General features: G+C 73.0%; 19 protein-coding genes and 1 pseudogene. 12 read left to right on the top strand and 8 right to left on the bottom strand.

The features are described from left to right. Positions 1–67: 67 nt before the first annotated feature. Both V1L54_RS25365 and V1L54_RS25370 read left to right on the top strand, forming a co-directional pair. Positions 68–955 carry an LLM class F420-dependent oxidoreductase gene (locus tag V1L54_RS25365; RefSeq protein ID WP_330120451.1) on the top strand — a complete coding sequence of 296 codons (888 nt, stop codon included), beginning with the start codon at positions 68–70 and terminating at the stop codon, positions 953–955. Positions 956–1,041: 86 nt separating this feature from the next. Further along, on the top strand, positions 1,042–1,476 hold the full coding sequence (locus V1L54_RS25370; protein ID WP_330120452.1) for a VOC family protein: 435 nt from the start codon (positions 1,042–1,044) through the stop codon (positions 1,474–1,476). Between the two features lie 116 nt (positions 1,477–1,592). On the opposite strand, the gene V1L54_RS25375 is transcribed toward V1L54_RS25370, so the two are convergent. Continuing rightward, positions 1,593–2,150 (bottom strand): GNAT family N-acetyltransferase, encoded by a 558-nt coding sequence (locus V1L54_RS25375; RefSeq protein ID WP_330120453.1) that lies wholly within the window; start codon positions 2,148–2,150, stop codon positions 1,593–1,595. Positions 2,151–2,339: 189 nt separating this feature from the next. Beyond that, positions 2,340–2,951, bottom strand: a complete 612-nt coding sequence (gene wrbA / locus V1L54_RS25380; protein ID WP_330120454.1) for an NAD(P)H:quinone oxidoreductase — start codon at positions 2,949–2,951, stop codon at positions 2,340–2,342. A gap of 378 nt (positions 2,952–3,329) precedes the next feature. Here wrbA and V1L54_RS25385 point away from each other — a divergent pair, with 378 nt between their 5' ends. Further along, positions 3,330–4,361: a DUF368 domain-containing protein gene (locus V1L54_RS25385; RefSeq protein WP_330120455.1), complete on the top strand. Its 1,032-nt coding sequence runs from the start codon at positions 3,330–3,332 to the stop codon at positions 4,359–4,361. On the opposite strand, the gene V1L54_RS25390 is transcribed toward V1L54_RS25385, so the two are convergent. Together V1L54_RS25390 and V1L54_RS25395 are read right to left on the bottom strand one after the other, a co-directional pair. Further along, entirely contained in the window at positions 4,333–5,076 is a 744-nt protein-coding gene (locus tag V1L54_RS25390) for an HAD family hydrolase (RefSeq protein WP_330120456.1), read from the bottom strand. The genes V1L54_RS25385 and V1L54_RS25390 overlap by 29 nt on opposite strands. A 54-nt stretch (positions 5,077–5,130) precedes the next feature. Next, positions 5,131–5,763, bottom strand: a complete 633-nt coding sequence (locus V1L54_RS25395) for a TIGR03086 family metal-binding protein (protein WP_330120457.1) — start codon at positions 5,761–5,763, stop codon at positions 5,131–5,133. 64 nt (positions 5,764–5,827) lie between these two features. Between V1L54_RS25395 and V1L54_RS25400 the strand changes: the two genes are divergently transcribed. From V1L54_RS25400 to V1L54_RS25420, 5 genes and pseudogenes are all read left to right on the top strand, one after another. Continuing rightward, positions 5,828–6,793, top strand: a complete 966-nt coding sequence (locus tag V1L54_RS25400; RefSeq protein ID WP_330120458.1) for a helix-turn-helix transcriptional regulator — start codon at positions 5,828–5,830, stop codon at positions 6,791–6,793. 110 nt (positions 6,794–6,903) lie between these two features. Then, positions 6,904–8,193 (top strand): annotated as a pseudogene (locus V1L54_RS25405) (sensor histidine kinase); the annotation flags it as partial. Positions 8,194–8,319: 126 nt separating this feature from the next. Beyond that, positions 8,320–8,778, top strand: a complete 459-nt coding sequence (locus tag V1L54_RS25410) for a helix-turn-helix domain-containing protein (RefSeq protein WP_330120459.1) — start codon at positions 8,320–8,322, stop codon at positions 8,776–8,778. Beyond that, positions 8,775–9,659 (top strand): hypothetical protein, encoded by an 885-nt coding sequence (locus tag V1L54_RS25415; RefSeq protein WP_330120460.1) that lies wholly within the window; start codon positions 8,775–8,777, stop codon positions 9,657–9,659. Before V1L54_RS25410 ends, V1L54_RS25415 begins: the two co-directional genes overlap by 4 nt. A gap of 103 nt (positions 9,660–9,762) precedes the next feature. Then, the gene (locus V1L54_RS25420; RefSeq protein WP_330120482.1) at positions 9,763–10,110 is read left to right on the top strand and encodes a DUF2516 family protein; all 348 of its coding nucleotides are present in this window, start codon (positions 9,763–9,765) and stop codon (positions 10,108–10,110) included. A gap of 36 nt (positions 10,111–10,146) precedes the next feature. On the opposite strand, the gene V1L54_RS25425 is transcribed toward V1L54_RS25420, so the two are convergent. Beyond that, entirely contained in the window at positions 10,147–11,433 is a 1,287-nt protein-coding gene (locus V1L54_RS25425; RefSeq protein ID WP_330120461.1) for a PP2C family protein-serine/threonine phosphatase, read from the bottom strand. Between the two features lie 155 nt (positions 11,434–11,588). After that, complete coding sequence (locus V1L54_RS25430; RefSeq protein ID WP_330120483.1) at positions 11,589–12,728, bottom strand: C40 family peptidase; 1,140 nt, start codon at positions 12,726–12,728, stop codon at positions 11,589–11,591. Positions 12,729–13,161: 433 nt separating this feature from the next. On the opposite strand from V1L54_RS25430, the gene pstS reads away from it, so the two are divergent. The 4 genes from pstS to pstB all read left to right on the top strand — a co-directional run bounded on the left by pstS (position 13,162) and on the right by pstB (position 17,311). Further along, complete coding sequence (pstS, locus tag V1L54_RS25435) at positions 13,162–14,292, top strand: phosphate ABC transporter substrate-binding protein PstS (RefSeq protein WP_330120462.1); 1,131 nt, start codon at positions 13,162–13,164, stop codon at positions 14,290–14,292. A gap of 149 nt (positions 14,293–14,441) precedes the next feature. Beyond that, positions 14,442–15,422, top strand: coding sequence for a phosphate ABC transporter permease subunit PstC (gene pstC / locus V1L54_RS25440; protein ID WP_330120463.1), 981 nt, complete (start codon positions 14,442–14,444; stop codon positions 15,420–15,422). Next, positions 15,422–16,501, top strand: coding sequence for a phosphate ABC transporter permease PstA (gene pstA / locus V1L54_RS25445; RefSeq protein WP_330120464.1), 1,080 nt, complete (start codon positions 15,422–15,424; stop codon positions 16,499–16,501). Before pstC ends, pstA begins: the two co-directional genes overlap by 1 nt. 33 nt (positions 16,502–16,534) lie before the next feature. Further along, positions 16,535–17,311 (top strand): phosphate ABC transporter ATP-binding protein PstB, encoded by a 777-nt coding sequence (gene pstB / locus V1L54_RS25450; RefSeq protein ID WP_330120465.1) that lies wholly within the window; start codon positions 16,535–16,537, stop codon positions 17,309–17,311. A 141-nt stretch (positions 17,312–17,452) separates the two neighbouring features. Here pstB and V1L54_RS25455 read toward each other — a convergent pair whose 3' ends face one another. Together V1L54_RS25455 and V1L54_RS25460 are read right to left on the bottom strand one after the other, a co-directional pair. Beyond that, entirely contained in the window at positions 17,453–18,448 is a 996-nt protein-coding gene (locus V1L54_RS25455; RefSeq protein WP_330120466.1) for an inorganic phosphate transporter, read from the bottom strand. A 5-nt stretch (positions 18,449–18,453) separates the two neighbouring features. Next, positions 18,454–19,074, bottom strand: a complete 621-nt coding sequence (locus V1L54_RS25460) for a DUF47 domain-containing protein (RefSeq protein ID WP_330120467.1) — start codon at positions 19,072–19,074, stop codon at positions 18,454–18,456. Positions 19,075–19,174 lie beyond the last annotated feature (100 nt).

Below are 19,174 nucleotides of genomic sequence, written 5' to 3' on the forward strand. Positions count from 1 at the left end.
AGTTGGGACATCGTCAGGACGGCGGGCGGGCCCGCCCGCCGTGACCACCGACACCGGGAGGCAGCACATGGGCGACGGCACGACGGGCGGCACGCGTTCCCTGGCAGAGCTCATCGGGCGCCGCGGCGTCTTCGGCGGGTTCCCGGGGGCGGACCCGGCCCTGCTGACGGAGGCCGCCGCCGAGCTGGCGGAACTGGGCTTCGGCACCGTGTGGCTCGGCCACAGCACCGTCGAGGAGGCCGCGCCGGTCGTCGCGGCCGTCGGCGGAATCACCGTGGGCACCGCGATCCAGAGCATCTGGCGGCACGGGGCGGCGGACACCGCCGCGCGGTTCGCGGAGCTGGAGGCCGCCCACCCCGGGCGCTTCGTGCTGGGCCTGGGCGTGAGCCACCCCCAGATGGTGACGGGCTACCGGCGCCCGCTGGCGTCGATGTCCGGCTATCTGGACGAGCTGGACTCCGCCGGGCGGCCGGTGCCCGCCGGGCGGCGCGTGCTGGCGGCCCTCGGTCCGAGGATGCTGGGCCTGGCCGCGGAGCGCGCGGCGGGCGCCCTGCCGTACCTGGTGACGTCCGCCCAGGTGGCCGCGGCCCGCGAGACGCTGGGCACCGGACCCGTCCTCGCCCCCGAACTGGGCGTGGTGCTGGAGACGGACCCGGAGCGGGCCCGCGCCCTGGCGCGCGAGGCCCTGTCGTTCTACCTGGGCCTGACCAACTACACCGACAACTGGCTGCGCGGCGGCTTCACCGCGGAGGACCTCTCCGGCGGAGGAAGCGACCGCCTGGTGGACGCGCTGTTCGCGTGGGGCGACGAGGACCGGATCCGGGCCCGGGTGGACGAGTTCCGGGCGGCCGGGGCCGACCACATCGCCTTCCAGCTCGTCGGCGGAGCCGCCGAGGGCGGCCTGCCGCGCGAGGGCTGGCGGCGGCTCGCCGCGCTCACGGCGGCCGAGGGTTGACCGCCCTCGGCGCCCCTGCCCGTCCCGGCCCGCAGGGGCGCGGTCACCGGACGGGCACTGTCGGAGGGCGCGGCTAGGGTCCCGCCATGAGCTCCTCAAGCGATCCCCGCCCCGCGCCCGGTCCGTTCACCGCTCTCGGCCGCCTGGTGGTCCTGGTGTCGGACGCCGACGAGGCCCTGGCGTTCTACCGCGACGTCCTGGGCTTCCGGGTGCTGTACGACGGCACGGCGGGCGGTTACCGCTGTCTCCACGTCGGCGTTCCCGGACAGGAGGGCACGGGCCTGTGGCTGATGCCCGCCACCGGCGAGCGGGAGCGCGCGCTGGTCGGGCGGCAGACCGGCGGGCAGCCGCTGCTGGTGCTCTACACCGGCGACCTGGCCGCGGTCGCCGGGCGGTTGCGCGAGCACGGCATACGGATCCGGGACGAGCGGGAGGATGCCGACAGCAGCTCGCTGCACTTCGCCGACCTGTACGGAAACGTGCTGGTGGCGGTGGAGCTCCGCGTCCCGGCGTCCGCCTGACGCCCCCACTCGGCGCGCCGGCGGGGCGGGCACCGCCCCGCCGCTCCGGGAAGGCCCGGGCCGCCCCCGCAGGGCCGTCCGCGGCCGGCGTCCCCTGTTCCGGTCCGACCGCGGCGTCACCCCGGCCCGGCCACCGGCCGCCGTTCCAGCCGCACCCAGGCCGTGACGGTCCCGTCGCCGTGCCGCTCCAGGTCGGCGCCCGCCACCGTGAGCAGCCGCCGGACGGCGGCGTTGCCCGCGGTGGTGTGCGCGTACAGCCGGGTGGCGCCGCGCTCCCGGGCGGCCGCCAGCAGCCGGGCGAACACCCGCGTGCCCACGCCCCGGCCCCGGTAGGAGCGGCCCAGCCACACCCCCGCCTCGACCGCGCCCGGCTCCGGGCGCGGGGCCAGCCGGGCGGCGCCCGCGACCCGCTCCGCCGGCCTCCCGGCCTCCCCCGGCTCCGTCACCACGACGGCGTAGGTGGCCTGTTCCGGCGCCGGGCCCAGGGATTGGGACCGGTGGAAGCGCAGGAACGCCTCCCGGCGCGCCTCGGTCCACCCGGCGGCGCCCGCCGGGGCGTCCGGTGGCATCACCTCGGCGGGGTCGGCGTCGGCGACGGCCGTGGCCAGCAGTTCCGTCAGCAGCTCCGCGTCCAGCGGGCGGAGGGCGACGAGGTCGGGAGGCGTGGGGCTCATGGGGGCACGATGCCCGACGCCCGCCCGCCGCCCAACGGCTTTTCGGGCCGAACGGACCTCCCCCGCGGAGAAAACCGGCCGGTTTTCGGCTTTCCCGCCTTCCCGCCTTCCCGCCTTCCCGCGCACCGGTCCCCGCACGGGCACGGGAAGGACGGGGCCGTGCCGTCCTTCCCGCCGGCCGGCCGCCGGTCAGCCGCCGCCCTTGAGCTTGCCCGCGACGGTCACCACGCGCCGCGCCATGTGGTCGAGCGCGTCGTACTCCGCCTCGGTGAGCGGCGCGTTGTTCTCGGGGCCAGTGACGTGGGAGACGCCGTAGGGGTTGCCGTCCACGAACTTCAGCGGCTCGGTGTAGCCCGGCGGGACGAGGATGCCGCCGAAGTGGATGATGACGTTGTAGAGCGTCAGCAGGGTGGACTCCTGGCCGCCGTGGGCGGTCTGGGAGGCGGTGAAACCGGCGTACACCTTGTCGGCCAGCAGCCCCTGCATCCACTGCGGGCCCAGGGTGTCGATGAACTGCTTGAGCTGGCTGGCGACGTTGCCGTACCGGGTGGGCGTGCCGAACAGCACGGCGTCGGCCCAGACGATGTCGTCGGGGCTCGCCTTCGGCTCGTCCTTGATCTGCTCGTAGTGCCGGGCCCACTCGTCGTTGGAGGAGATGGCCTGCGGCGGGGCGAGCTCCTCGACATGCCGCAGGCGGACCTCGGCGCCCGCCTTCTGCCCGGCCTCGACCAGCCGGTCGGCCATCTTCTGGATGGTGCCGGTCGACGAGTAGTAGATGATGGCCAGCTTGACGTTGCTCATGTGTGCGACGACTCCTCGTTCACATCGGCGGCGGTGGTGGTGCCGAACCGGTCCCGGCCCGCGTGCCCGTGCTCGGCCGCCCCGTACGGACCACCGAACCATTTGCACCTTTTGCCACGCTCTACACGCCATCCGCCGTTTCTCACCGCTGACGGCCGCCCCCGGCCGGACGGCGCCACCCGGGTTCCGCGCCCGAAAAGATCCAAACCCTCCCCGGTGGCCGGTCCCCGTTCCGGCCCGGGGCCGGAGCACTCCACCGGATCCGGAACAATGGCCCCGACAGCCGTACCGGCCCGGTCGTCCGGCCGCGAACGGCACCCGTGCCGCGCTCACGCAGCACCCGATACGCAGCACCCGAACAGCAGCGAAGGAGCTCTGGTGGGGGACACCCAGCGAAACAGGGCGGCGGCGTCCGCCTGGCCCGCCCGCGGTCTCGACGTGGTACGCGGCGCGCTCATCGGCACCGCGGAGACCGTGCCGGGCGTCAGCGGCGGCACGGTGGCACTCGTGGTCGGCGTGTACGAGACCGCCATCGGCTCGGCGAGCCACCTGGTCAGCGCCGCCCGGCTGGCGGTCGCGGACCTCCCCCGCGGCCGGGGCGTGTCCCGGGCCGCGGCGGAGGTCCGGCAGGTCCAGTGGCGGGTCATCGTCCCGCTGCTGCTCGGCATGTTCGCCGCGCTGATCCTGATGGCCGGCCTGGTCGAGCACTGGGTGGAGAGCCAGCCGGTGCAGAGCCGCGCCCTGTTCTTCGGCCTGGTGCTGGCCTCGCTGTGGGTGCCGTTCTCCATGGCCTCCCGGGCGCCGCTGCGCGGCGGCGGCACCGCGTCCTGGCGGCCGGGCGAGGCGCTCATCGCCCTGGTGAGCGCCGCGGCCGCCTTCGTGATCGTCAGCCTGCCGCCCGGCGAGGTGGAGGCCACCCCCGTGGTGATCGTCGCCGCGGCGGCGATCGCGGTGTCGGCGCTGGTGCTGCCGGGGCTGTCCGGCTCGTTCCTGCTGCTGACCTTCGGGCTGTACGAGCGGACGCTGTCCGCCGTCAACGAGCGGGAGTTCGGCTATCTGGGCCTCTTCGCGCTGGGCGCCCTGCTGGGGCTGGCCTCCTTCGTCAAGCTGATGCAGTGGCTGCTGACCCACCGGGAGCGCATCACCCTGGTGATACTCACCGGTGTGGTGGCGGGCTGCCTGCGGGCGCTGTGGCCCTGGCAGGACGAGGACCGCGCCCTCCTCGCGCCCGACGAGCACATCGGCGCGGCGATCGGCCTGTGCGCGCTGGGCTTCGTGGTGGTCGCGGGGTTCGCGGTGGCGGAGCACCGCGTGGCGTCCCGGCGCGCCACGGCCGACCTGCGGGCGGCCGAGGCGGCGCGGTCCGAGGACACCATGATCCTCACCCCGCCCCGCGACCCGTCCCGCTGAGCGGTCCGGCCCCGCCGGGCCCCGCCCCCGGCCGCTCCCTCTCCTCCCCTTCCCCTTCCCCTTCCCCGCGGCCCGGACGGGCCGGCCGGAGGCCCAGCGCCCCGGCCAGTCCGTCCGGGCCGCGGTACACCAGGCCCGTCATGCCGAGCGCGGCGGCGGCCGCGACGTTCTCCGGCCGGTCGTCCACGAACAGGCAGCGGGCGGCGGGGACCCCCGCCCGCGCGGCGGCGATCTCGTAGATCCCCCGGTCCGGCTTGGCGACCCCCTCCAGCGCGCTGTTGACGACCCGGTGGGCGAGGCCGGTCAGCCCCATCGCCGCCAGGTCCTCGTCCAGCTCCAGCGAGGCGTTGGTCACCAGCACCAGGGGCATGCGCTCCCGCACCCGGCGGAGCAGGGCCACCACCGCCGCGTCCGCCCGGAACGGTGCCCCGGCGAGCGCCTCGCCCAGCTCGCGCGCCCGCGCGTACGGCAGCCCCGGCTCCCGCTCCGCCAGGGCGAGCGCGACGGACCGCGCCCACCGCCGCCGGGTGACCCGGCCCAGCAGCAGCGGCAGGTCCACCTCCGGGGCGAAGGCGACCGCCGCCGTGGTGCCCGCCGGCAGCCCGGCGGCACGCTCCAGCGCCGCCAGGCGGGAGGTGTCGTAGAAGCGGATGACGTTGTCCAGGTCGCGCAGCACCGCGCCGAAGGGGCCGCCGGAGAGGGCGTCGGTCGTCACCGCCCCACTCTGGCACCGGGCCCCCGGCCCCGGACGACCGTCCGGGCGTGCGGGTCAGCGGGCCCCGGGCGGCCGCCGCCCGTACCAGGCCGCCAGCCGGTCGGCGGCGGGCGCGTCCGCGGGGACGTCCACCACGGGCCCGAACGGCACCGGACCGCCGCGCCGGCCGGCCGGCATGACGCGGTCCCGGGCGGCGAGGAGGGTGCCGAGCACCTCCGGGTCCCAGGCGGGCCGCTGCCCGGTCGCGGCGGCCAGGTCCCAGGTGTGGACGGTCAGCTCGGCGGTGTAGACGAGGGCGACCGCCGCGCCCGGCAGCACCGCGTGCGGTGCCCGCAGCGGACGGTCCAGGACCGCCGGGTCCGACCAGGCGGCGACCGCCTCGCGGGCGGCGTCCGCCCAGACGGCCGCCCGCCTCGCGTCGGTGACGCCCTCGGCGAGGCCCGGCAGGTCCCGCGGGTCCCCGCCGCGGCCGGTGGCGGCCACCCGGCGCAGCACGGCGATCAGGTGGTCCGCCAGCTGCCGGACGGTGTAGTCGGGGCAGGGGGTGGGGTCGCCGAGCTGTTCGGGGCGGACGGCGGCGAGGACGGTCCCGGCCAGGGCGACGGCCCGGCCGAGGCCGGTACGGGGCTCGACGCCGCCGGCTCCGGCAGCGGCCCCGCTCGTGGTTGCGCTCGTGGTTTCGGTCATGGAGCCCATCCTGCTGACCGAACCGGCCGTCTCCTGACCGGTTTCCGGAGCAGAATCGAGTCGTATGAGAGCCGACCGGCTGGTGGCGACACTGCTGTTCCTGCAGACGCGCGGGCAGGTGACCGCGGCGGAGGTGGCCGCGGAGCTGGAGGTGTCCGAGCGCACGGCCCGGCGCGACCTGGAGGCGCTGGCGCTGGCCGGTGTACCCGTCTACGCCCGGCGCGGCCGGGGCGGCGGCTGGTCACTGGTCGGCGGCGCCCGCACCGATCTCAGCGGACTGACCGCCGCCGAGATCCGGGCACTGTTCCTGCTGGCCGGACCGTCGGCGGTCACCCCCGAGCTGCGGACGGCGCTGCGCAAGCTGGTGCGGGCGCTGCCCGCGCCGCTGCGGCCGGGCGCCGAGGCCGCCGCCGGGGCCGCCGTCGCCGACGGCACGGACTGGACCCGCGCCCCGGCCGACCCCGGCGGCCCTCTGTCGGCGGCCCTCCAGCGGGCCGTGCTGGACGGGGTACGGGTCCGGCTCGGCTACGCCGCGCCGGGCAGGCCCGCCGGTGAGCGGACCGTCCACCCGCTGGGCCTGGTCACCAAGGCCGGTGCCCGGTATCTCGTCGCCGGCACCGACCGCGGCCCGCGGACCTTCCGCCTGGACCGGATCGTCTCCGTCGAGCCGACCGGCGAGCCCGTCGTCCGGCCGGAGGGCTTCGACCTCGCCGCCCTGTGGCGCTCCCTGGCCGGGGAGCTGGAGGAGCGGCTGAGCGCGGCGACCGTACGGGCCCGGGCCGAGCCCGCCGCCGAGCCGCTGCTGCGGCGGCTGTTCGGCGGGCTGCTGCGCGTCACCGGCCGCCCGCCGGACGGCGGCCCGCTGGAGATCGAGGTCGACGGTCCCACCCCGCAGGCGGTGGCCTCCCGGCTGGCCGGGCTGGGCCCCCGGGTCGAGGTCCTCGCCCCGCCCGAGGCCCGCGCACACCTCGCCCGCCTGGCGGCCGACCTCACCGCCCGCTACGGCCCGCCGCCGCAGGACGGCCCGTAGGGCCGTGGCGTCCCCGGACCGGCGGGCACGGCGGGAACAGCGGGGCGGTGCTCCGCCCGGGACCTCCCGTCGCGATCCCCCGGTTCCGGCCCCGCGCGGGCGCGGACCCGGTGGTTCCCGGCCGCAGAAGCGCCGTGCCGTACGAGGTCGTCGCGACCGGCCGGCGCACCGCTGTCGCCTCCGGCGGGGACATGGACGACTTCGACCCCGGCGCCCGCCATGTGCTGCCCGCCCCGTCCGCGCTCTCCGCCTCACCGGACGACGGTGCGGACTGGGGCTGCACGATCCGTCCCCTCCGCATACCGGAGCGCCGCGACTACAACCCCGGGCACGGACTCGACTTGGCCGGCGGGACCTACCCGGTCCTGTACGCCGATATCCGGGCCGGTGAACTGAGCAGCGACAAAGCCGCCGCTCTGGGCGTCACCGCCGACGCCACGCTGCGGGCCTACGTGGTGCTGCTTCCGGACACAGCCGAGGTGATCACCGAGACCACCGACCGCCTGCTGCTGCGGGCGGGGCTCGTCGGCCTGGCGTTGATCGCCGCCGCCGTCCACTTCACCGTCCGAATCGCGCTGCGGCCGGTCGAAGCCATCCGCGTCCTCACCGCCTCGGTCACCGCGAGCGACCCCCGCGAACGCGTCACCGTCCCCGCCACGGGACACGAGATCACCGCCCTGGCCACCACCATCAACACCACCCTCCAGCGCCTCGACAACGCCGCCGCCCGGCAGCGCCGCTTCGTCGCGGACGCCGCTCACGAACTGCGCAGCCCCCTCACCACACTGCTGGCCAGACTGGAAGTCGCGCTCGCCTGCCCGGAACGCACCGACTGGCCCGCAGCGGTCACCACCGCCGCACGACAGACCCGCCGCCTCCAGGCCCTCGCCGAAGACCTGCTCCTCCTCGCCCGCCTCGACACCCGCACCCCCGTGGACGGCTCCGAAACCGTCGACCTCACAGCCCTCGCTTCTCGGCTGACCGAGGAACACCCCCTCGCCGGACGGCCGTTGACCCTCACGTGCGACAGCACCGCCCCCGCACACGTACACGGAAACCCCGGCGAGTGCGAACGGCTGCTGCGCAACCTCATCGACAACGCCGTCTTCCACGCCGCACACCGCGTCCAGATCACCGTCCGGAACCAGGACGCCTTGGTCGTCCTCACCGTGCACGACGACGGACCGGGCGTGCCCGCCGAGGACGCCGAGCGCATCTTCGAACGCTTCGTCCGGCTCGACGACGCCCGCTCCCGCGACCACGGCGGCACCGGCCTGGGCCTCGCCATCGCCCGCGACCTGGCCCACCGCCACCAAGGCACCCTCACCCTGGCCCCCCGGACCCTCGGAGCATGCTTCCAGCTACGCCTCCCCCAACACCCCGCCCCAGCCGGAAAATGACGCACCTCTCCGCTCTGCCGGGAACGGACGGCCGCCCCGCACACCCGCAGCCCCGCGCCGTATGGCGTGCAACACTCCTGCAAGCACTTGCTTGCAAAAGTTAGCGGAGCAAGGCACGGTGGAGACATGGCTTCACTGCATGTCGGCAGTCTCGGCGAGTTCCTGCGGGAGCAGCGGCACACCGCGCAGCTGTCCCTGCGGCAGCTCGCCGACGCCGCGGGGGTGTCGAATCCATATCTCAGCCAGATCGAACGCGGACTGCGCAAACCCAGCGCGGAGATCCTCCAGCAGCTCGCCAGGGCGCTGCGGATATCCGCCGAGACGCTCTACGTCCGGGCCGGGATCCTCGACGAGAAGGACCAGGCCGGGCTGGAGGTGCGCGGCGCGATCCTGGCCGACACGTCGATCAGCGAGCAGCAGAAGCAGGTCCTGCTCCAGATCTACGAGTCGTTCCGCAAGGAGAACGGACACACCGAGGACGTCCGCGCCTCCCCCGGGGAGACCGGGGAGAACGGGGACGCCCCCTCCTCCGGGACGCAGCCCAGGAGTCCACGACCAGGCCATGACCAGGAGGAATCGTCATGAACACCAAGGCCGGTGACAAGACCACCGACAAGACCAACAAGGCCGGTGACAAAACCACCGACAAGACCAACAAGGCCGACGACATCCGCAGGATGCTGGCCAACTCCGGGCCGCTGTACTTCGCCGCCGGGGTGATCGACAAGATCCGTGAGACGGCGCCCGAGCGTCTCGCGGCCGTGCGGAAGGTGAAGGACACCGACCCCAAGGCCGTGCAGGAGCGGGTCGCCCGGCAGGCGAAGGAGACCCAGTCGCGGCTGACCTCGGCGCTGTCCGGGATCGACGAGGACCTGAAGAAGCTGCGCGAGGCGGATCTGAAGGCGGATCTGAAGAAGCTGCGCGAGGCCGACCTGAAGGCGGATCTGAAGAAGCTGCGCGAGCAGGCCCAGCACCTGGCCCTGCAGAGCGTCGGGATCGCCGCCGAGTACGTCGTCAAGGCCCGCGAGGGCTACGACGGGCTGGCCGAGCGCGGCCGCGGCGCGGTGCAGACCTGGCGCGGTGAGCAGGACGGGGGCGACGGCAAGGGCGCCGCCGAGGAGGCTCCGCGGGAGATCGCGCGCGAGCGCGGCGGGACGACCGAGGTCACCATCACGGAGGGCGAGGAGAAGCCGCGGGCCAGGGCGGCCACCAAGCCCCGCACCCGGACCTCCCAGGCCGGTGCCGCGAAGAAGGCGGAGACCGGCAGGAGCACGGCCCGCCGGAGCAGCTCGGCCGCCGGCGGCACCGCCGCGAAGCGGAGCACCTCGAAGACCGGCGCGTCGAAGGCCACTCCGAAGACGGTCGCGAAGAAGACCGCCGAGAAGAAGGCCGCCGGGGGCGGGACGGCCGAGAAGTCCGCCCCCAAGCAGGAGAAGCAGGGCAAGCAGGACAAGTCGCAGTCCTGAGGTCCCCGGTTCCGGCCGGGGCCGGGCACACCCTTCGTGTCCGGCCCCGGGGCCGGTAGCGTGGGGAGCCGATGACCGGCGTGTGGACGGGATGGTGGCCAGCGTGCTCCTGGACGGTTTCTACGGGCTGATGTCCTGGGTTTTCCTGGGTCTGCTCGTTTTCAGCATCTTCTGCTTCGTCGACGCGGTCATGCGCCGCGAGGACGCCTACCGTGCCGCGGACAAGAAGACCAAGGGCTTCTGGCTGATCCTTCTCGGGGTGACCCTCGCGGTGAACCTCCTCGTCCCCGGTTTCCTCTTCCTGCGGATCGCGGGCCTGATCGCCAACATCGTGTACATGGTGGACGTACGGCCCGCGCTCATCCAGATCGGCGGGGGCGGCGGCCGGGGCGGCTTCCGCCGGGGCAGCAGCAGCGACGGCCCCTACGGCCCGTACAACGGGGGCCGCTGAGCCGGGGCCGGGCGGTTCCGGACGGGGCCCGGCGCCTCACTGTCCCCGGTCGAGCAGCAGGACCGCCACGTCGTCCGTGAGCTCGCCGCCGTTGAGTTCGCGCACCTGCGCGAGCACGGCGTCCAGCAGGGCCTCGCCGCGCAGTCCGGCGGCCATCAGCCGCCCGACGATGCCGAGCATGCCGTCCTGGCCGAGCCGCAGGTCGCCCTGGCCGGTCCGGCCCTCGATGAGCCCGTCCGTGTACATCATCAGGCTCCAGGTGCCGCCCAGCTCCACCTGCATGCGGGGCCAGCGGGCGTTGGGCAGGACGCCCAGTGCCGGGCCGCCGATGTCCTCGTGCGGCAGCAGCCGGGGGCCGCGTCCGGTGCCCGCGATCAGCGGCGCGGGGTGGCCGGCCAGGCACAGCCCGGCCCGCCGCCCGTCGGGCGCGATGTCGACGGTGCAGAGGGTGGCGAAGATCTCATCGCTGGGCCGCTCGTGCTCCAGCACCCGCTGGAGGGTGCCCAGGAGCTGGTCGCCGCAGAGCCCGGCGAAGGTCAGCGCCCGCCAGGCGATCCGCAGCTCCACCCCGAGGGCCGCCTCGTCGGGGCCGTGTCCGCACACGTCGCCGATCATGGCGTGCACAGTGCCGTCGGCGGTGCGCACGGTGTCGTAGAAGTCGCCGCCCAGCAGGGCCCGGGAACGGCCCGGCCGGTAGCGGGCGGCGAACCGCAGCTCCGAGCCGCCCAGCAGCGGGGTGGGCAGCAGACCGCGTTCCAGCCGGGCGTTCTCCTGGGCCCGCAGCCTCGACTCGGTGAGCTGCCGCTGCGCCAGGTCGGCCCGCTTGCGCTCGACGGCGTAACGGATGGCCCGGCTGAGCACCCGGCCGTCCAGTTCGCCGCGGAAGAGGAAGTCCTGGGCGCCGACCCGGACGGCCTCGGCCGCGCGTTCGGCGTCGTCCTCGGCGGTGAGCGCCAGTACCGCGTGCCGGGGCGCCATGCGCAGCACCCGGCGCAGGATGCCGAGCTCCCCGCCGTCCCCACCGTCCGCCCCGGGCCCGCCGCCGTCCTCCGCGCCGCCGGCGGTGCTGTCGGGGAGTGCCAGGTCCAGCAGGATGCAGTGGACGTCGTCGGTGAGGAGCCGTTCGGCCTCGGTGAGGTTGCGGGCGGTACGGACCCGCACCCGGCCCCCGGAGGCGTCCAGCAGCTCGGGAATCGCCAGGGAACCCGCCGGGTCGTCCTCGATGACGAGCAGCGTCAGGCCGCCGGGGGGCGCGGCCTCCGGTCCGTCCGGCCGTCGCGGCGGTACCGCGGTCACCAGCTCACGGCCCATCGATACGGGCATGTTCCCAGTCCTCTTCCCTCCCCCCGAGGGGCACCCGGGGCGTCGGTTCGCAAGACGCCCCGGGTGACCATAGCGGTCCCCCCGGGGCGCACGGAATGCCTTTCTGCATATGCCAAACGGCCGAAAGGCGGCCCGCGGTGTCCCTCGGAGGTCCGTCAGGCATCCGGACGCACCACCCCCAGGATCGGCAGCGAGCCCGCTCCGGCCGTGGTGATCTGCCGTCCGGTCCGGGGGGCGTGGACCATCACGCCGTCGCCCACGTACATCCCGACATGGCTGGCGTCCGCCTTGTAGACGATCAGGTCGCCGGGACGCATCTCGGTGATCTCCACCCTCCGCAGTCGCTTCCACTGCTCCTGCGAGGTGCGCGGGATCGTGATGCCCGCGGCCTCCCAGGCACGCAGGGTCAGCCCCGAGCAGTCGAAGGTGGCCGGGCCCTCGGCGCCCCACTCGTAGTCCTTGCCGAGCTGCGCCATGGCGTACGCGACGGCCTTCTTCCCGTGCTCCGAGGCCCGGTCGTCGATCTCCTCCAGCACACCGGTCGCCAGCCATCTCGTCTGCCGCAGCCGGGCCGTCCGCTCCTCCAGCCGCCGCAGCCGCTCCCGTTCCCCGGCCGCCAGCCGCGACTCCAGCTTCTCGGCCTTCGCCAGCTCGGCCTCGACGCTCTTCTTCGCCGCCGCCTTCTTCTTCCGGTCCGCCTCCAGCTTCGCCCAGCGGCCGGTGGCCTCCTCGGCGTAGGCGTCGAGGTCCTTCTCGGCCCTGCGCAGCTTCCCGATGAGCCGGCCGGCCGCCTCGTCCCCCTTGCCGAGCAGACCGAGATCGCGCAGGAACGCCTCCGGGTCGTCCTCCAGGAGCAGCCGCGCGCCGGACGGCAGGCCACTGCCGCGGTACTGCGCACGGGCCATCGCCCCCATCCGGTCCGCCAGCGTCTCCTTCTGGCTCCGGGTCCGTACGATCGCCTGGGCCAGCCGCACGATCTCCGAGCGCTGCCGCTCGGCCCGCTCACCGGCGGCGTTGTACTTCTCGGTGGCCGACTCGGCCCTGTCGTGCAGCGCCTCGATCCGCCTGCGGAGCTCCTCCAGCCGCGCGGCGCTCGCCGTGTCCTCGGCGGTGGTGTCCCCGTTGTCCCCGGCGTCCCCTGTTTCCCCGGTGCCCGGACCGCCGTCCGGCGGCCCGGCGGACTCCCGGACACCACTCCCGGAGCCGGACCCGCCCGGCCCCGGCTCCGCGTGCGCGGTCCCCGCCGCCACCGTCAGCAGCCCGAGCTGCGCGCACAGCAGCGCGCAGACGGACATCCGCACGGGCCTCCCGGCGAACGCTCTCAGCCGGGCACCCCGCGCCGCTCCTTCCCGGCGGGCCGCCGCGGCCCCACCTCCCTGCCCTGCCACGCGTCTCCCTTCCCCGCCCGGTCCGCCCGGGCCCCGCGTCTACCCGCGCGTAACGAGCCACTGCCGCGGATAGTGCCATGCCCGCCGGGCGGAGCGACAGGGACGCGAACCGGCCACTTCCCTGCCCGGCGGCGGCCCACGCAACTGCACCGTCTGCCGAGGTTCACCTCTCGTTCACTCTCGGCCGTCGGGCACTTCACCTGTCCTGCCTAATTTCAGCCTTGTGCAAGGCGCGTCCGGTCGCCGGCGGACACGGACGGCTCCCCATGCTGTGAACGACACCCGGAGAAACCCATCGCTTGCCGACCCCACCGGCGGGCCCAGGAAGGAACTGAACGAAGTGAAGCTTCAGCCCACCCACCGCCTCCGCGCGATCGCCGTCGGCGCCGTCGCGGTTTCCAGCGCCCTGGTCCTGACCGCCTGCGGTTCCGACGACAACACCGGCGGAGGCACGAACTCGGAGGGCAACTCCAAGGCCGCCAGCAACATCAAGTGCGCCGGCGAGGGCAACCTCCTCGCCTCCGGCTCCAGCGCCCAGAAGAACGCGATGGACATCTGGGTCAAGAACTACCAGGCGGCCTGTGAGGGCGTCGAGATCAACTACAAGCCCACCGGCTCCGGTGCGGGCATCCAGGAGTTCCTCCAGGGCAAGACGGGCTTCGCCGGCTCCGACTCGGCCCTGAAGGAGGAGGAGGTCCAGCAGTCCCAGCAGGTCTGCGAGGGCGGCAAGGGCATCAACCTGCCGATGGTGGGCGGCCCGGTGGCCGTGGGCTACAACCTGGCCGGTGTGGAGGACCTGGTCCTGGACGCCGACACCATCGCCAAGATCTTCGACTCGAAGATCACCCAGTGGGACGACGAGGCGATCAAGAAGCTGAACCCGGACGCCGACCTCCCCTCCACCAAGATCCAGGCGTTCCACCGCTCGGACGAGTCGGGCACCACCGACAACTTCACCGAGTACCTGCACGCCGCCGCCCCCGACGCGTGGAAGTACGAGCCCGCCAAGGCCTGGGCCGGCAAGGGCGGCCAGTCGGCGGACGGCTCCTCCGGTGTCGCCACCAACGTCAAGAACAACGACGGCGCCATCGGCTACTTCGAGCTGTCCTACGCCGACGGCAACGGCATCCCGACCGTGAAGCTCGACACCGGGGCCGCCGAGCCCGTCGAGGCCACCGTCGAGAACGCCTCCACGGCGATCGCCGCGGGCCAGGTCGTCGGCGAGGGCAACGACCTGGCCATGGAGCTGGACTACGCCACCAAGGCCGACGGCGCCTACCCGATCGTCCTGGTGACCTACGAGATCGTCTGCGACAAGGGCAACGACAAGGAGTCCCTGGAGCTGACCAAGTCCTTCCTGACCTACACGGCCAGTGAGGACGGCCAGGGCGCGCTCGCCGACGCCGGCTACGCCCCGATCCCCGACGAGATCATCACCAAGGTCCGCAGCACCATCGACTCCCTCTCCTGACGTCCGAGGCGGCCGGCCCCGCACCAGCGGGACCGGCCGCCCGGCCGTACGCCCGTACGCCCGTACGCCCCCCAGCAGTTCCGTCCGCACGAGATCCATCCGGTGCACCGCCGCCAGGGGCCGACACCCCGCACCAGACCGGAGAAGAAATGGATATAGCACCCACCGCTTCCGTCGATCCAACGAAGGCGCCACCCGGGGGGCCGGTCAGGAGGCCGGGCGACCGCGTCTTCCTCGGCCTGTCCAAGGGCTCGGGCATCGCGCTGCTGGTGATCATGGCCGCCATCGCGGTCTTCCTCACCTGGCGCGCCCTGGTCGCCCTCGCCGAGAACGAGGGGAACTTCCTCACCACCTTCGAGTGGAACGCCAACGCCAACCCGCCGGTCTTCGGCATCGCGGTCCTGGCCTACGGCACGGTCGTCAGCTCGATCATCGCGATGGTCCTCGCGGTCCCCGTGGCCGTCGGCATCGCCCTGTTCATCTCGCACTACGCGCCGCGCCGGCTCGCCACCCCGCTGGCGTACACCGTCGACCTGCTCGCCGCCGTCCCCAGCATCATCTACGGCCTGTGGGGCGCCCTGTTCCTGGTGCCGCACCTGACCGGCCTGTACACCTGGCTCGACGAGTACCTCGGCTGGACCGGGGTCTTCGCCTACAACGGCGGCGCCCCGCGCTCGCTGTTCACCGTGGGCATCCTGCTGGCGATCATGATCCTGCCGATCGTCACCAACGTCAGCCGCGAGGTCTTCAAGCAGTCCCCGAAGATGCAGGAGGAGGCCGCGCTCGCGCTCGGCGCCACCCGGTGGGAGGTCATCAGGATGGCCGTCCTGCCGTTCGGCCGTTCCGGCGTGATCAGCGCCTCGATGCTCGGCCTGGGCCGGGCCCTCGGTGAGACGATGGCGGTGGCGACCGTCCTCTCCCCGAGCTTCGTGATCAACGCCAGCCTCCTCAACCCCGGCGGCGGCACCTTCGCGCAGAACATCGCCGCGGGCTTCAAGGAAGCCGGCGACACCGGCCGGGACGCGCTGATCGCCTCCGGTCTCGTCCTGTTCGTCATCACCCTGCTGGTGAACGGCGCCGCACGCCTGATCATCGCGCGCCGCAAGGAGTACTCGGGGGCGAACGCCTGATGAGCAACACAGTCATGGACAAGCCTCCGGTCACCGTGCCGCCCCCCGGCGGCCGCACCCTCAGGCAGCCCCGGCTGCCGCGCTGGGCCCCCCTCGGCCTGGGCCTGCTCTCCGCCGGTGTCGGCGCCGGGATCGGCCTGGCGTTCGGGCTGGACAGCCGCATCCAGTGGGGTCTGATCGCCGCGGTCTTCTTCGTGGCGGCCACCTACGCCCTCACCACGGCCGTCGAGGGCAAGCGCCAGGCCAAGGACCGGCTGGTCACCAGCCTGGTGTGGGTCAGCTTCCTGCTGGCCGCGCTCCCGCTGGCCTCGCTGATCTGGGAGACGGTCGCCCGCGGCGCCAAGGTGGTGGACGGCTACTTCCTCACCCACTCGATGAGCGGTGTGATCACCCTCCAGCCCGGCGGCGGCATCTACCACGCGCTCATCGGCACCATGGAGCAGGTCGGCATCGCCACCCTGATGGCGGCGCCCATCGGCCTGTTCACCGCGATCTACCTGGTCGAGTACGGCACCGGCAAGCTGGCCAAGGCCGTCACCTTCTTCGTCGACGTCATGACCGGCATCCCCTCGATCGTGGCCGGCCTGTTCATCCTGTCCTTCTGGATCATCATCCTCGACTTCGGCTACTCCGGCTTCGCCGGCGCCATGGCACTGGCCATCCTGATGGTGCCGATCGTCGTGCGCTCCACCGAGGAGATGCTCAAGCTCGTCCCGAACGAGCTGCGCGAGGCGTCCCTGGCGCTGGGTGTGCCCAAGTGGCGCACCATCCTCAAGGTGGTACTGCCCACCGCGATCGGCGGCATCACCACGGGCGTGATGCTCGCGGTGGCCCGTATCGCCGGTGAGACCGCGCCGATCCTGCTGCTGGTGTTCGGCGCCCAGTCGATCAACAACAACCCCTTCGAGGGCGCCCAGTCCTCCCTGCCCTACTACGTCTACGAACAGTGGGCGAACGGCAACGAGGCCTCCTACGACCGCGCCTGGGGCGCGGCCCTGGTGCTGATCGCCTTCGTGATGATCCTGAACATAGTGGCCCGCGGCATAGCCCGCTGGAAGGCCCCGAAGACCGGCCGCTGACCCGGCCGCACACGCGGAAGAGAAGTGATTCCCATGGCCAAGCGCATCGACGTCAGCGGCCTCACCGCCTACTACGGCTCCCACAAGGCCATCGAGGACATCTCGATGTCCGTCGAGCCCCGCTCCGTGACCGCCTTCATCGGCCCGTCCGGCTGCGGCAAGTCCACCTTCCTGCGCACCCTCAACCGCATGCACGAGGTCACCCCCGGCGGGCGCGTCGAGGGCAAGGTGCTGCTCGACCACGAGGACCTGTACGGCAGCGGGGTCGACCCGGTCTCCGTACGCCGCACCATCGGCATGGTCTTCCAGCGGCCGAACCCGTTCCCGACGATGTCGATCTACGACAACGTGGCGGCGGGCCTGCGGCTCAACGGCTCCTACAAGAAGTCCGAACTGGACGACGTCGTCGAGAAGTCCCTCAAGGGCGCCAACCTCTGGAACGAGGTCAAGGACCGCCTCAACAAGCCCGGTTCCGGCCTCTCCGGCGGCCAGCAGCAGCGGCTGTGCATCGCCCGCGCCATCGCGGTCGAGCCGCAGGTGCTGCTGATGGACGAGCCGTGCTCCGCGCTCGACCCGATCTCCACCCTCGCCATCGAGGACCTGATCAACGAGCTGAAGGAGCGCTTCACGATCGTCATCGTCACCCACAACATGCAGCAGGCCGCGCGCGTCTCGGACCGCACCGCGTTCTTCAACCTGGCCGCGGTCGGCGAGCCCGGCAAGCTGGTGGAGATCGACGACACCGAGCGCATCTTCTCCAACCCCTCGGTGCAGGCCACCGAGGACTACATCTCGGGCCGCTTCGGCTGATCAGCCCGAACGGCCCGCCCGGTCGTCTGCGGTGCTGCATGGCGGTGCCACCGCAAGACGAGACGCCCGCCCCCCGGCTCACCGGGGGGCGGGCGCGCCCTTGTGGTCGGGCCCGTCCGGCCGGGCCCGACGAGCCCGCCCTCACCCCGCCACCAGCCACACCGCCCAGTAACTCAACCCCGCCACCGCCGCGGCGGCCGGCATGGTGATGAACCAGCCGAGCACGATGTTCTTGGCGACCCCCCAGCGCACCGCGCTCACCCGCTTCGTGGCGCCCACGCCCATGATCGCGGAGGTGATCACGTGGGTGGTCGAGATCGGCGCGTGGAACACGAACGACGCCGTGTACATCACCGAGGCCGCCGTCGTCTCGGCGGCGAACCCCTGCGGCGGGTCCAGTTCGATGATCCGGCGCCCCAGCGTCCGCATGATCCGCCAGCCGCCGGCGTAGGTGCCCAGCGACAGCATCACCGCGCAGGAGACCTTCACCCAGATCGGGATCTGGCCGTGGTCCTGGACGTCCGCGATCACCAGGGCCAGCACCACGATGCCCATCGTCTTCTGGGCGTCCTGCAGACCGTGGCCGAGCGCCATGCCCGCCGCCGACACCGTCTGCGCGATGCGGAAGCCGCGCTTGGCGCGGTGCGGGTTGGACCTGCGGAAGAGCCACATGATGACCACCATCACCAGGTAGCCGAGCAGCAGCCCGACGACCGGTGAGACGAACATCGGGATGACGATCTTCTCCAGCACCCCCGACCAGTACACCGTGGTGCCGCCCGCCAGCGCCGCCCCCACCATGCCGCCGAACAGGGCGTGCGAGGAGGAGGACGGCAGGCCGAAGTACCAGGTGATCAGGTTCCAGGTGATCGCACCGACCAGCGCGGCGAACAGGATGCCCATGCCGCTCCGGCCGTCCGGGGTCTCGATGATCCCCTCGCTGACCGTCTTGGCGACCCCGCTGCCCAGGAAGGCGCCGGCCAGGTTCATCACCGCGGCCATCACCAGGGCCACCCGCGGGGTGAGCGCGCGGGTGGACACCGAGGTGGCAATGGCGTTCGCGGAGTCGTGGAAGCCGTTGGTGTAGGTGAAGAAGAGCGCGACCCCGATGGTCAGGACGAGCGCGAAGGTGTCCACGTGCTTCAGGACTCCTTGACCGCGATGGTCTCCACCGTGTTCGCCACGTGTTCGAAGGCGTCGGCCGCCTCCTCCAGCACGTCCACGATCTGCTTGAGCTTCAGCACCTCGATGGCGTCGTACTTGCCGTTGAACAGATGGGCCAGCAGCTTGCGGTGGATCTGGTCGGCCTGGTTCTCCAGCCGGTTGACCTCGATCCAGTACTCGGTGAGGTTGGTCATCGTCCGCAGGTTCGGCATCGCTTCGGCGGTCAGCTCGGCGGCCCTGGCCAGGACCTCGATCTGCTGGTCGACCCCGCGCGGGAGCTCCTCGATCTGGTAGAGGACGACCAGGTCGACGGCCTCCTCCATGAAGTCCATGATGTCGTCGAGCGACGACGCGAGCCGGTAGATGTCCTCCCGGTCGAACGGTGTGATGAACGAGGAGTTCAGCTGGTGGAAGATCGCGTGGGTGGCGTCGTCGCCGGCGTGCTCGGCCGCACGCATGCGCTCCGAGATCTCGGCCCGTGCCGCGGGTTCCGTCCCGAGCATCTCCATGAGGAGCTTCGAACCGGTGACGATGTTGTCCGCGGAGGCGGCGAACATGTCGTAGAAGCTCGTCTCCCTGGGGGTCAGACGAAAGCGCACTGGGATTCCTCGGGGTGCATGGTTGTCGGTCTCGATGATGCCGGGTGCATCAACCGATCACAGCGGACCGGCGTCATTCAGTGTTACCCATCGAGGCACG

The organism is Streptomyces rubellus (assembly GCF_036323805.1).
GTDB lineage: Bacteria > Actinomycetota > Actinomycetes > Streptomycetales > Streptomycetaceae > Streptomyces.